This window comes from Lactiplantibacillus garii (assembly GCF_003885105.1).
Lineage (GTDB): Bacteria > Bacillota > Bacilli > Lactobacillales > Lactobacillaceae > Lactiplantibacillus > Lactiplantibacillus garii.
In genome coordinates this window covers 1-14,680 of record NZ_QWZQ01000002.1, presented here as the reverse complement: position 1 = coordinate 14,680, position 14,680 = coordinate 1, and the positions used below count along the sequence as shown (strand labels likewise).

Here is a 14,680-nt window from a genome sequence, read left to right as displayed (position 1 = left end):
GACTATTTGATCATGAGTGCCGTCAAACTTTGAACGGAGGTTTTAATAATGGGATTACCTAAACAAGCAAGGTATGATTTAGTCATTGTGGGCGCCGGTGCGTCCGGCTACACCGCGGCGTTGGAGGCCAGTCAGCGCGGGCTGAGCGTGTTAGTACTCGAAAAGGGACGCACGACTGGTGGTAGCGGTAACTACATGGACGGCGGCTTTGCCGTTAACTCCCAGGTTCAGCGGGATGAAAATATCCATTTGGACGGTCAGGCCATTTTAAATAAAGTCATGGACTACACCCACTACCGCGCGGACAACCGCACGTGGCACCATTTTATTCAACAGAGTCCTAAAAACATCGACTGGCTACTTAATCTAGGCGTCAAGTTTGACGGCATCCTGCCCGTTGGCGACGGCGACCACACGATGCACATGTACACCGGGCGTGGTGAACAAGTCATTCATGGCACGCTGGAACCGCAAGCTAAGGCGGCCGGTGCCGAAGTTGTCACTTCCGTTGAAGCCCAACACTTACAAGTTAATGATGGACGCGTGACCGGAATCATCGTTCAGGACTTTAGTAGCCGCGACACCGTCACGATTAAAACGGGTGCCGTTATTTTAGCGACTGGCGGTTACTTGAATAATCCGAAATTGACCCGCTCAATCAGTAAAAACCAGCACCAGTTAATTCCGGTTAACTCTGGGAAAAATACTGGTGACGGTTTGACTATGGCTTGGGAAGTCGGCGCGCAAAAATACCACTTAGGTACCGGCCAACTATTTGGCGGTCAAATTCTTGATGATACCCGGCCCTCTTACGAAAATTGGCAGACTCAGCTTAACGGAGCCGCAACCCAGCAAGCCATGCTCTGGGTCAACCAACGGGGCGAACGCTTCGTCAACGAACGCACCGCACTGGACAACTTTTCACACGCCGGCAACGCGCTGCTCACCCAGCACCGCGTTTTCACGATTCTTGATCAGCACACCGTCGATACTTTTATTCACCAGGGACTGTTAAAGGAAATGGGAACTTGGTCCTACATGGATGACAAGTTACCAGACTTACAACAGGAATTGGACGCCGCACTGGCTCGGCATGCCAGCTTTATTACCAAAGCCGACTCCGTTGATGCCCTGGCTCAAAAAACGGGCTTAGCTAATTTAGCCGCCACCGTGACCCACTATAACCAGTTAGCAGTGAACGGTGTTGACACCGAATTTGGCAAAGATCCTAAGTTCCTTCTCGGTTTAACCAGTGGCCCCTACTACGCGCTAGAAATTGGGGTTGGCTGTTTCTGCACAATGGGCGGTCTCAAAGTTGACGACCATAACGGCGTGCTGGATGATGACGATTTACCAATCAAGGGGCTGTACGCCGCCGGCAACGACGCTTCCGGTGTGCTCGTTGGCGATACTTACACCGTCAACATGCCCGGTACCCAGTCAGGCTATAACTTTTACTCCGGTCGTAACGCCGCGGCCAACGTCGCAACTTACCTTTCAACTTCTACTAGTTTAGCCTGATCACCTAGCTGACACCAAACTAGACCTAAGGCCTGTTCACTCCCCCAAGTGAACGGGCTTTTAATGTGTAACGACTCAAAAACGGGGCCGGTAAGCTGAAAAATCAGTTTACCGGCCCCGTAGTAGTACTTATTGATTCTTTAACCAAGTGAAGCTTGAACCAAATTCTTTTGGAACTTCACGCCGTAGCAGACCACCGCTAAAATCAAAGCGATGACGCCGCTAACGGCAAAGACGTTCATGCCCAATCCTTGCAAGGCACTTGTCAACGGGTTAACAACGAACGGGCTGACCACACCACCAATTGAATAGATGGCAACGTAAACCCCTAGCGCCATCGACACACTGTTTTTACCAACGGCAATTGAAATCAAGTATGGGAACTGCCCCATGGCAATGCTCATTGCGGCTCCCACGAAGAAACTGCCAATAAACGCGGCAATTAACGAGTGACCGTAACCAACGACGAGGTAGGAAACACCGTACAGTAAGTAAGAAATCGCAATTGACGAGTACTTGAACCGTTTGCCCAGTACCCCGACGATCAAACCACATAGCATCCCGCCAATCAGTGAAATCGTGGAAGTCAAAGCGGCTTGTGACGTGGCACCCAGCTTTTGTTCGGCAATGAATAACGAAATGTTATTGTTTAAAACGTTATTCAGGAGCATCACGCCAAATCCCCAGGCTGCGCAGTAAAAGACGTACTTATTAAGTTTGATTGCGCCGCTAGTTTCACCATCGTCGGTACCGTCTAAGGCTTCCGGATGTAACGGTACGAGTGCTAAAACGACTACTAACACTAATAGCGAGAACAGGTAGATCCAATAATTGCTGACCCAGCCGCTGGAAGCGGCCAACTGCCCGCCGCCCATGATGAAGACGATCCCACCAATATTAGTAAAGGTGGTGGTTAGGCCCATCGTCGACTGCCGTTCCTTTTCCGGCAACATTTGTGAAATCAGGACTTGTGACAAATTGGTGCAGGCCCCCTGTCCGAGCCCCACTAGGCAGGAACAGAATAGTAGAAAGGTAAAGCTGGTGTGAAACGCGAGCGGTAAGAATCCGCCGATAACGACTAGGACGACCGCGCTCAACGTCAATGTTTTTAACGGAATCTTGCTGGCAGTGAGTTTCCCGATAATCAGACCGGCCAGCATCATAAATAGGTTCGGCAACGACGTCAACATTTGGACACCGGTATTGCTTAACGCAAAGTTTTTCGCGATTGCGGCGTACGATGGTGTGATGGCTAACGCTGCCATCCCCATCGAACTGACGGCGAGGACCCCGATACGGGTCTTTGAAACGTATGATTTACTCATTGGCGCTACGTGATGCGACGTATCCATGGTGAACATCCCCTTGATTTAATTTTTTATCTTAATTTTATTGTGCGGTGACTGCGTGGGCGCGAACGTAATCCGCGGCGTGCGTACCGGCAATGCGACCCGAAGTCCAGGTGAAACCGGATGCTAGTCCTTCAAAGGCCGGGTAACTATGACCTTCATAGTAACCGCCAGCGTTGGCACCACCGGTATAGAGTCCCGGAATCGGTTCAAAGTTATCGTCCAAGACGGCGAGGTTTTCATCAACCCGGACACCCCCGACCGTGCCTAAGTAAGCGGCCTGGGCAATAAAGGCGTAGAATGGTCCGGTTTCAACCGAGTAAGCTAACGACTTAGTCGACTTGCTAAATTCCTGATCGTCCTGAGCATGGATGGCGTCGTTATACTGAGCGACCGTTTGAACGAAGCGTTCCGGATCCATGCCCGCGTTGGCCGCCAATTCTTCCAAGCTGTTGCCTTTAAACGCTGTACCACCCTGAACGGCTTCTTCGGCTAACGCGGTGAAGTCACCCGTACCAGTTGCCGCGCCGGGACCCGCTTTAGAAACTTCCTCGGCGTTTTTCCCAGCGGTAAATTTATCCAAAGTGGCTTTATCCACAATGAATAGGTACTTACCACCCTGCGACCAAGCGGCGTTGGCCCATTCAACCGTATCGTAGACCACGTCTTCGTTGGCAAAACGCTTGCCTTTCATGTTGACCCAGAGTTGCGGCGTTAATAATAATTGCGTTAAAACGTTCGTTGAAAAGCCGGCTAAGTGCTTCTGGGACGTTTTTTGCGTTACTTTCGATTTGGCTAACTGTGCGGCGTGAATCAACGCGTGGCTGTCAATGTCGGTCGCGCCGGCCTTGACCATCGCCCGCATGCCTTCACCCATGTTCGGAACCCCGAGTGTCCGTAAATTATGCGTGTGCATCGTTTTGGCAACCTTTTCCTTATCGGCACCATAACCACCAGTCGCCACGACGACGGCCTGTGCGTGAATGATGAGCTCGTCGCCAGCCGCGTTCGTAGCCGTTGCACCGGTCACCTTTCCGTCAGTCGTTAGCAGGTCGGTCAACGTGGTGTTAAATTTAAATTCAACCCCGGCGTCTTCCAACGTCTTTTGAACCCGTTGATAACTTTCGTCTTTATGCTGGTACATGTGGTAAGAACCGCCACGGTACGGGTTATCGCGGTGTGCAAATTGAGTCGTATTGGCGGTTGGATTTAATTTGATTTCCATCCCCATACCTTCCAGCCATTCCAAGGTACCGGCGGAGTTATTTATAATGTGTGACAACAAGGCCCCGTTAGACAAGTAGTGGTTATAATCAGCTAATTCGGCAATTGCTTCCTTAGTTGATAAATGCATCCCAGCGGCGCGTTGTTCCTTCGAGTTAACGGCGAAAAAGCCACTTGAGATCTTAGTGTTCCCACCCACTTGGGGTTGTTTTTCAATGACCAAAACTTTCAGGCCCTTTTCCACGGCGGCGTAGGCAGCGGCTAACCCGGTCCCGCCAGTTCCAGCAACTAAAATATCGGTATTCAAAGTTTCTTTTGTCATCTTCATGCACTCCCTATCTGAATTTTCAAATTCAGTATAATGCTAAAAAATACACAAGTAGATAGTGTATAATATCTTTATAGTTACTGATAAGTATCTTTTCAGAAAAGTGAAGTGATTTTAATGGCTCAAACGGTCACCATAAAACAAACGTTATCTATGAAAGAAAGCGATTTCTACAACTATCCAGCAGAATCCCAATTCTTTATTGGGGGTAGCAGTGCACATTTTCACATTCGTTTTATTGAAAGCCTTTCAATTTGTGAATTACGCCTGAACGGACAATACCTTTCGCTCAGCCCCTACGACATCGTCATGATTTCTTCCACCGCAACGGTGACCCTCGAAAATCTGGGCGCACCGGCTAAACTGAACATTCTCACCGAACGACTCCACGCGCCGAGTCCGTTAAACCTGGTGGTGGTCGGTGACAACCCGATGGTCCACGACCTGATGAACGGCGGTGAGCACGAGTTGCACTACGTTGTGTACCGAAATTTAAATCAGCAGCTCAAGCACCGTTACGTTGAGTTGATCATGGAACTGGAACGCCATGATCTAACGGACAATTTCATTGATTACCAACGGGAAATGGCAGTCGGCCTGCTCATGACTGAATTACTGCGCAATCACGAAGCCACCATTTCGATTACGGATTCCGACTTTCCGGGTAGTAACATTCACCACGCCAGCGCCGACACGCAATCCGGGATGATTTTTAATTACCTCGTCCTTCACAGTCAGGACGCGACTCTAAGGGGAACCGCTGCCCACTTCGGCTACGATAAAAACTACTTTTCACGTCTCTGCCGGAAGTTATTTAACAAAAGCTTTACCGAACAGTTAGCCTTCGTGCGTATCGAATTGGCTAAGCGGATGCTGGGCCTTTCCAATAAAGGGATTGAAGAAATTTCTTTCGAACTTGGTTATAAAAACATCAGCAGCTTTTTTGCCATTTTTAAACGTTCCGTGAACATGACACCGCGGGAATATCGGGAAAGCCACGGGTACCGGCCAGCGAGAGAATCTTCCACTCCACTAAAATAGCGCACTGCCCTAGCATTGTGGCTCCACCACAATAACTCGTAACACTCACAAAAAACGGTAGTCGATCTAAGCCGACTACCGTTTTAACTTGCTATTATTGCCTAATTCTTCCGTTTACGTGCATCCCGTTTTTTAGCACCGAGACCCAGTAAACTCAGACTCATCACGAGCCAGCCAAGTACGCTGGCCGCTTGCTTTTCTTGTTCATCGGTCCGTGGTAACTTCCCAGTTGCCGCGGACTTAGGTGCTGGTTGCGTAGTCGTTGGCTGGTCAATAACGGCCGCGGTTCCCGGTAAAACTTGCGGTTTCGTTAATAACCCTTGTTGTTTCATAGTGGTTGCACCACCATGTTGCTGGTTATCAACTTTTCCGTTACCGTGACTGCCAGTTTGGGAACCAGTAGGCATCTCGCCATTATGGTGATTACCAGTATTGGAACTAGTGCCCGTACTACCGTTACCATGAGCACCAGCAGTCGCACCATGATGATCCTGGCTGTCAGGATGTGTGCCAGTATTAGTACCACCGTTACCGTGATTGCTACTGCCTGAACCGGTATTCATACCGCCATTATCATGGTTACCGGTATCCGTACCAGTGGTTGTACCGCCATTACCGTGATTGCCAGTGCCTGATTCAGTATTCGCACCGTCATTATCAGGATTGCCGGTATCCGAGCCAGTGGTTGCACCACTGTTACCGTGAGCATCACTATCTGGACCAGTAGTCGTATCACCATTGCCATGATTATTGTTGTCTGAGCCGGTGTTCGTACCACCGTTACCGTGACTGCCAGTATCGGTTTGCACCAATTGGTAGACCACCGTCTGCACGTTGTCGGCACTGTCAGGCGTTACGCGAACCACTTGTGACTGGTTCTGAACAGCTTGATAGCCCTTAATCGTTGGCGTGGTGACCGCGTTGAACTGGTCTCCGTTGACCGCCAGCCAGTCCGTATAGGTTACCTTTTTCGTGACTAAATCGACGGTGGCCGTCCGGTTAAACTTCACGGTCGCCACGTGGTCAGCCGCTAATGGTTGCCCGTTTTGATCAACGTAGTGAACCCGCTGGGTGATCGTCCGCGTTAACGCGTCCGCACCGGTACCGGCCGGGTAATTCACTTGTGGATAAACCGCGACCGGTTGACCCGGTTGCCCCGGCGTCGCTGGCGTCACGACCACCAGCTGATGACTCAGGGCTACCACGTAATTAGCCGTTCCGGTCAAGTCCGTGAAGACGTTGCCGTCACCCGGGTAGTTCGACGTTTCCAAAACGTACCCTTGTTGTTGATAAGCCGCGACGGTTGGCCGGTAAGCGCTCAAACTGCCATACTTACCCGTTAAATCTTGGTGGGCCAGGACCGTTTTAGCGGTCGCGTCCAGGTAAGTGACCCGGGCGCGGACCGTCTTGGCCTGATAATGGTAGCTGACGGTGCCGCCCACTCCCGTTAAACGCCCGTTCGCCGGTAGCCCGGTTGGTTCGGCCACAACGTCGTAACCTTGAATGGTTAACGGTTGAGTCGTGTAGTTGAGCTGGGCGTCATGGCTGGCAGTGGTTGCCGGCGCCAGGGTTCGACCCTGTTCGTCCAAATAGTGAACGGCAACCCGTCCAACCGTTACGGTACCGGGAATTAATTTAACGTGGTAATTCTGGTTAGTGGCATTCGCAGTGTCCAGTTTAGCGTTCACTTGCCGCGTACCCACGTCAGTTTGACCAGCTGACAAGGCGTAACCTAGCTGGTCGTCGTTGACGAGGCCGGTCACGCTGACCGTTGGTTGGTGTTCCTGCCCGTCGTACCAAGCCAATGCGTTATGGACCTGAATCGTCGCGTCGGCGGGAATGATCGTTAACAACGCGCTCGGGTTATTTTCAAACTCATAATTTTGACCACTGCCGTCCGTTGGCAAAACTAACCGAATCACGTACTGGCCAACTTTAGCATCGGCGCTCTTCGTTAACTGGTAATTCAGTTGATCCCCGTTAACGAGGCCTTGGAGCTGAACGTCGCTCGGCTTAAGTGTCTGGCGCTGACCGTTGTAAACCACGGTGTCGTTGGCCATTTTGATAACGACCAGTTTGGCCTTAGTAATCGTCAGCGTGGCACTCGGCTGCTGACTGTCAGCGGCTAAAACGTAGTTCCGGTTCATTAGCGCGTCGGTCAGTTCAAAGTGAATCTGGTACTGACCAGCCGTTTTGCCGGCGCTTTGCGTTAGGCGGTAATCCAACTGGTCACCGTTAAGCAGTCCACTAATGATAACGTCCCGCGGGTCAAGCGTCTGGGTTTGCCCGTCGTACGGTTTTTGTGCGTCCCGTAATTTCACGCTGATTTCCGCCGGCTTAATGGTCAGCGTCGCGCTGGGTCCCTGGGTGGGAATCAGCACCAGACTCTCCGCGTTCATTCGGGCACGGCGAGCCGTTCGGGCGGTTGCAGTCCCCGCCGTAGCAACCTCGTAGTTTTGATTAACCGAGTTGTTCAGCAAGCTGAACGAAATTTGATACTGCCCAGTATTAGCACTCTGGCTAGTGGTTAGCCGGTACTGAATTTGTTCGCCTGGAACGTTGCCGGTAATTTCCACGGCACTAGCCGGTAAACTCTGTTCGTGACCGTTGTAATTAACCGTCGCGTTCCGTAACCGGACGGATAGTTTAGCCTTCTTAATATTCAGTAATGCGTTCAATTTCGATTCCGGGGTCAGCTGGTAATTACCGTTAACGCCGTTGTCCGCCAGTATCAAATTAATTTGATACTGCCCGACTTTTGCGTCGCTGCTCTTGTTTAAAGCGTAGCGAATCTGTTCACCATTCACGGCACCCGTAACCTGAACGGCGTCACCGCTAAGGGTTTGCTGCTGACCGTTATACGTTACGGTTTGGTCCGTTAAGGCAACCGTCAGCGGGGCCGCCGTGATGGTTAACGGCGCGCTGGTTGGGCCCGTAATGGTGTAGTTTTTCATCATTGCCGGGTCGTTAAAGGTCAAGTTGATCTGGTAGCGACCAACGCCGGCGGCACTCTTTGAAAGGCTGTAAGCGCCCCCGTCGCTGCCTTGTAAGCCGTCAACTTGAACGTGATCGGCCTCAAGGGTCCGTTGCCGGCCGTTATAAACGACACTCTGCCCCTGCATCTTAATGGTCAACGGTGCCGGCAGTACGTCAATCGTGGTACTAGTCGGGCCCGTCAAAACGTAGTTCGCGTTAATGTCGTTTTTAGCTAACTGAACGGCAACGTCGTAATGACCGACGCCGGCCTGAGCAGTGCTGCCACCGGTGTATGCAATCGCTTCGCCCGCGACGCTGCCTAAGATGTGAACGTCCGCCGGGTCTAAAACCTGTAACTGGCCGTTGTACGTCCGCTCCTGGGCTTTCGGCAACGTAACCGTCAGCGGTGCCTGCGTGATCGTCAGTTGGGCCGTGGCTTTCCCCGTAACTTGGTAATTCGGGTTATCAAAGTTCAAGCTGATTTGATATTGACCGACGCCCGCTTTGGCCGTTTTGGTCAGGTGATACGTTGAATCGACGTTAGCTAACAGTCCCGTAATAGTAACGTCCTTGGCCGCTAGCGTCTGCTGCTTACCGTTATAAACGGCACTCGCATCGTTTAGATAAACGGTTACTTCCGCCGGCGTAATCGTTAAAACGGCGCTAGTTGGGCTTAGATAATAATTCTTTTCCGTCGGATCCAGTGTCAGGCTGATCAAGTGGTCGCCAACGTCGGCCGAATCACTCGTCGTCAGATTATACTTGACGTGCTCCGTTGGAACGTTGCCCAGAATGTGAATTGGGCCGCGGTCCAGCGTTTGCCGCTCACCGTTGTAGGTCGCCGTTTGGGCTAACATCCGCGCCGTTAACTCGGCCGGGGTAATTTTAAGCGTTGCGCTCTGGTTACCGGTGATGGTGTAGTTATTAGCTAAATCAGCATTATCAAACGTTAACTTAATTTGGTAAGCCCCCACGTCCTTGGACGTACTCGTTGTTAACGTGTACCGGGCATCTTGCGGGTTCACGGCGCCTAAAATCTGAACGTCGCTAGGCTGTAAAGTTTGTTGCTGGCCGTTATAAGTCACGGTGCTGCCGTTCATGATCACGGTCATGGCCGCTTTTTGAATCCATAAATCGCCGCTTAATGATTGTTGGTCATCGTCGGACAAGCGGTAATTTTTATTGACCTTGGCGGTTGGGTCCAGGGTCAAATGAATCTGGTAGTGACCGGCATCGGCGCTGTCACTGTTCGTCAGCGTGTAAACCGGCGTTTCCCCCGCGACGGCCCCGCTAACCACGATTTGATTACGGTCGAAGGTTTGTTGCTGTCCAGTATAAACGGTCTGCTGGTCCACCATCGCCACCTTCAGCGTGATCGGCGTAATGGTCAGCTTGGCCGTCGTCGGGCCGTCGACCTCATAGTTCGCGTCAGAGTCGTTAAAGTTCAGTTTAACCGTATACGTGCCAGCGTCCGCGCTGTTGGACTTGGTCAGCGTGTAGGCCGTGAACAATTGATTATTTTGATCTTGGACCACCACGTCACCGGCAGTTAAGCCCTGCCGCAACCCGTTATAACTAACGGTCCGATCCTTCATCGTGACCGTTAAGCGGGCCTTTTCAATCGTTAAGGTGGACTGGGTCTGCCCGGCCAAAACGTAATTCTGGTTAATCTCATTTTTAGCAAGGCTCAGGGTAATCGGATGGTCCCCGACCCCCGCGTCGCTCCGTGATAAGTCGTATAAAATTTTCTCGTTGTTAATAGCGCCCGTAATGCGTACCGCCGTTTGCGGCAGCGTCTGGGACTGACCGTTATAAGTCACGGTTGCATCATCCATTCGGGCTTGCAGCTTAACCGGCGTAATTGTCAGCGTCGCCGTCGCCTTACTATTGACCGGGTCCAGTTCGTAGTTTTTCTGGCTGGCCGGGTCCAAACTGATTTGGATCGTGTAATCGCCAACGCCGGTTTTAGTACTCTTCGTGAGTTTGTAACCAATTGTTTTATCGTCGACCGGGTTCAGGAACGTGACGTGATCGGTGGCAAGCGTTTGCAACTCACCGTTGTAGGTCACCGTTTCATCCGCCAGGTTAACGGCTAATTTAGCCTTATTAATGGTCAGCGTGCCGGTACGCGGGTTGGTCAACGTGTAATTGTGATTAACCTCGGTGTCCGCCAACGTCAAAGCCAGCGCGTGCTGACCAACGTTGGTCGTGTCGTTATCCCGAGCGGCCAGAGTGTACGTGACGTCCTCGCCGTTAACCACGCCTTGCAGCTGTATGGCATCTTGATCGATGGCTTGCGTGCGGCCGTTATAAGTCAGCGTTTGGTCGGGGACCACCGCCGTTAATTTAGCGGGCACGATCGTCAGGGTACCGGTCGGGTCACCGTTTAACTGGTAGTTTTTGGCCTTAGCAGGGTCTAGTTTGAGGTGAATGGTGTAGGTCCCAATTCCCGTTTTATCACTCATGCTCGTCTCAAAATCAATCACGTTGTCCAAAGCGTGACCATTGAGACTAACCACGCTTTTAGCCAGCGTTTACTGCTTGCCGTTGTACGTCACGGTCTGGTTTGCCAGCGTGGCGTTAACTAGGACCGGGTCAATCGTTAGGTAGTCGCTGCCGCCCGCCAACACGTAGTTATCGTTAGCGGCGTTGGCGTTTAAGTGCACGCCCAATTGGTACGTCCCCGCGTCCGCGCTCGCCGTTTGGTCAACGGTAAAACTGATTGGATCGTTGTTCAAAACACCGTTTAGCTTAACACCATCAAATGTGTGGGTCTTCCCGTCATAATCAATAACCCTAGTTGCTACACCGCTAAAGTCCGGCGTTAAAACGGCCGGCGTAATTGTCAGCGTGCCAGGTTGGTCTGTGCCCGTGATGGCGTAATTTTTCACCGTCTGCGGGTCCGTGAAGGTGATTTTAATGTCGTGGGTGCCGACACCCCTTCCGCTGCTCAGCGTGTACGGCACTTCGTCGGCACCCACGATTTGATTGGTATTACTGTTGGTTACCTCAACGTCGCTTGGGAGTAACGTCTGCTCCCGGCCGTCGTACTGCACGGTGCGCGAATGCATCTTCACAAAAAGTTGAGCCTGCTTAATGGTCAAATGACCAGCAGCGTCCGCTGGTAACTGGTAGTTTTTACTAAAGTCATCTTTGACTAGGCTAATTTTTATTGGGTAGACCCCAACATCCGCGCCCGCGCTATCTGCAACCGTAAAGGCTAAAGTATCGCCACTATAAATCCCACCGAGTTTCACTTTACTCTTGCTAATGGTTTGAACCTTGCCGTTATAAGTAACGGTGTCATCCGGAATCGTCACGTTTAAAGTGGCGGGCGTAATGGTTAAGTTTGCGGTAGTATTGCCAACCACGTTGTAGTTCTTAAGATTATTCGGATAAGTGAAGTGTAACCCAATTTGGTATGTCCCCGCGTCAACCATCCGCGGGTCATCCACTTTGTAATAACTTAGATTATCATTGGAGACCCCGTTAGTGACTGATACGTTCGCCACGTTATAATGAAACATTTGACGGGCGTAAACTTCCTTTTGCTCCTTCATGTCAACGTGGAGGTCCCGTTTTGCAATCGTGTACGTGGTTGAATAGGTCTGATCACCAATCGGGTTCACCGTAAAGTCGTAGTAAGCGGCCTGCGTTCCTAACTGTTGCTTGAGTCGTGCAATCACGTTGGACATCGCAAAGGTTAAGTCGTACTGACCAGCATCGCGAACAACACCAACCGTCTTATTATCTTGAACGGCCCGGTAATCATCCTGAATCGTTGGCACGTTGATCGTGTTACCATCCCAAGTTTTAAAGGTTAGCGTTGGGTTGGCCATGATTTGACCATCGTAAGTCTTGTTTGCGGCAAACTGGAAATGGAAGTCATTAATCGTTTCGGGTTTAGGCAGGATGGTGTAAGTTCCGGTGATTTTAGTATCCAAGTTCCAGTTATAGGCCTTAAACTTTTGCTGTAACTTTTGAACGGCCTGCGTGGTCAGTTCAACGCGGTACTGACCCGGGTGCGCCAACTGAGCACTTTGATAACGAATATCGCCCTTTTCCAGTTGATAACTAATTTTCTGATTATCAGGCGTGGTGACCGCCAGTAAGTAGCCACTAGGGTCCAATTCAGCTGGTCCCGGTTGACCGTCAAACGCCTTGATGGTGACCACCGGATTATCGGCATTATTTTGCAGCCCAGCCGTAGCTTGCATGACTTGCTGTTTCCAAACGTAAGTTTCCACGTTTTGTGGTCGGGGTTGTGAATCCTGATAAAGCGCCATCAACTGTGCCGAAGTATAGGTCTGATTCCCCTTAGGCCAGTGCACGTCACCGTCACCCAGGGTTTGCCAAACTTTGCTACTGTCGGCGCTGTAATAGTGCTGCGTTTTGGGGTCATAAAGACTGCTACTACCAACTGTCGGTAACATCCCACCGACTAACGTTGAATGGGGGCCTAATTTTAGGTACCAGAGATTTTGACACTGATTCAGCATTGCGTTCGCGCTCGTCACGTGATCCATGTTCCAAGTGCTTAGATCTAATTTGGCAACTTTAGAATTGAAAAACATGGCCGCAACATTTTGGACACTCTTAACGTTCCAAGTTCCCGTATCACCAACATCTTTTAGTGCGGTGTTATATGCCAGCATATCTTCAAAACTCGTGACGTTTTCAGCGTTCCAATTATCTGCTTTAAAAGTCGTCATATTGATGTTATTTTCAAAAGCAGAGGAAGCACTCGTTAACTTAGGCGTATTCCAATTACTAATATCAATACTCTGCACGCCGGAGCCGTCAACCATAATATAAATATTAGTCAAGTTTGCAACGTTCCAATGGCTAAGGTCCAGTTTAGTTAAATATTTATCACCATAAAACATTTCTTGCGTCGACGTTAATGACGACGTGTCCCAGTCTTCCAAACCAATGATCTGATTAAGTCTTGATTTTTCAAACATGCTTGCCATAGTCGTGACGTGTTTAGGTTGCCAGCCAGTTGTATTCACGGTGGCTAAGTTCGAACCCCAAAACATCGACCGCATCGTTTTGAATGAACTAACATCCCAGCTCGTTAAATCTAAGTTTGTAAAACCACTCGTACTCTCAAATAAGCCGTCACCATTTGTTACGTTCGAAACGTCCCAACCGGACACGTTAACACTAGTTGCGTTGAGACCGTCCAACATACTTTCCATGTTTACGGTTTTACTCGTATTTAACTTAGTTAAGTCCAGATTTCCTAACTTATCCATACCACTAAATAAATATGAAGCGTCCGCGCCCGTATAAACGGTCCCGTCAACGTTAACATCAATACCTTTAATGTCCGCAACGTGATCTTTCCACGGACTTCCTTGCACCACGTTATTCACACGCTGAGAACCCTTAGTATCAGCCAACGTTCCCCCGTGTATTTTTAAAATACCTTTACTATTGATTTCCCAGTGGGTCCCAAAGTCCCCGCTCGCGATGTCATCGGCTTCGTCGGGCACCGTGACGGGTTCCGCTTCCGGTACCGCCGCTAAACTCATTCGATTAAGTTTTAAATTGGACCGGGTTAACGGTTGTGGCCGGCTTAAACTAGTGGTGGTAACTGGTTGAACGTTCTTGGTTGCATTGTCCGGAGTTTCCACCCCATCCGTTTTATCAGGTGTCACTGCCGGCGCGGTACCGGACTTAACGTTCTGATTCGTTACGGGTGTGGTTGGTTGCGTGGTGTTCGTCCCTTGATTGACAGGCTTAGTTTCCGTCCCCGCCGCTGCCTTTGGCTGTACCGGCTCAGCTACCTTTTGACCATTGGCTGGCTGCGTCGCGTCCTTAGCAGTCGTATCTGATACGCCCGGTGTCGTTGGTTGTGTGGCATCCGTGGTCGCTGGCTTGGACGTCGATTCAGTGGCGGTCGGCGTGCCGGCTGGTTTCGATTCAGGTGTAGGCGCTACGGGTTGACTTCCAGTCTTTAACACGGTCTGGTTTGATTGACCGTTAGTTTGGACTGGCTCAACGTTGGTGGTTTTAACTACGGCTTTAGGATCGGCAGTCGGCGTCGTATCGGCGTGGGCCGTTATGTAATCCCATCCTAAACTCGCTGAAAATATGGTGACACCAAGAAGCGCTAACCCCTTGGAACTTGCTCTACTTTTATAACGCATCACGATTCCCCCATCGTTCTGAATTAATGAACAGCTTCATAATCATATCCATTTATCATTGAATTTAATAAATTAATATTACTAAC

At 50.5% G+C, this 14,680-nt stretch carries 6 protein-coding genes; 2 read left to right on the top strand and 4 right to left on the bottom strand.

Features of this window, described 5'->3' with window-relative positions:
* The first annotated feature begins 48 nt into the window (after window positions 1-48).
* Window positions 49-1,521 (top strand): FAD-dependent oxidoreductase, encoded by a 1,473-nt coding sequence (locus D1831_RS00755; RefSeq protein ID WP_125070717.1) that lies wholly within the window; start codon window positions 49-51, stop codon window positions 1,519-1,521.
* A gap of 140 nt (window positions 1,522-1,661) precedes the next feature.
* Here the strand turns inward: D1831_RS00755 and D1831_RS00750 are convergent, their stop codons facing one another.
* Both D1831_RS00750 and D1831_RS00745 read right to left on the bottom strand, forming a co-directional pair.
* Window positions 1,662-2,873 (bottom strand): MFS transporter, encoded by a 1,212-nt coding sequence (locus D1831_RS00750; protein WP_125070715.1) that lies wholly within the window; start codon window positions 2,871-2,873, stop codon window positions 1,662-1,664.
* A gap of 37 nt (window positions 2,874-2,910) precedes the next feature.
* Window positions 2,911-4,416, bottom strand: a complete 1,506-nt coding sequence (locus D1831_RS00745) for an FAD-dependent oxidoreductase (RefSeq protein WP_125070713.1) — start codon at window positions 4,414-4,416, stop codon at window positions 2,911-2,913.
* Between the two features lie 159 nt (window positions 4,417-4,575).
* Between D1831_RS00745 and D1831_RS00740 the strand changes: the two genes are divergently transcribed.
* Window positions 4,576-5,463, top strand: a complete 888-nt coding sequence (locus tag D1831_RS00740; RefSeq protein ID WP_225422743.1) for a helix-turn-helix domain-containing protein — start codon at window positions 4,576-4,578, stop codon at window positions 5,461-5,463.
* A gap of 101 nt (window positions 5,464-5,564) precedes the next feature.
* Here D1831_RS00740 and D1831_RS00735 read toward each other — a convergent pair whose 3' ends face one another.
* Both D1831_RS00735 and D1831_RS00730 read right to left on the bottom strand, forming a co-directional pair.
* Window positions 5,565-10,904 carry a mucin-binding protein gene (locus D1831_RS00735; RefSeq protein WP_125070709.1) on the bottom strand — a complete coding sequence of 1,780 codons (5,340 nt, stop codon included), beginning with the start codon at window positions 10,902-10,904 and terminating at the stop codon, window positions 5,565-5,567.
* 69 nt (window positions 10,905-10,973) lie between these two features.
* Window positions 10,974-14,594 (bottom strand): BspA family leucine-rich repeat surface protein, encoded by a 3,621-nt coding sequence (locus D1831_RS00730; protein WP_125070707.1) that lies wholly within the window; start codon window positions 14,592-14,594, stop codon window positions 10,974-10,976.
* Between the last annotated feature and the right edge of the window lie 86 nt (window positions 14,595-14,680).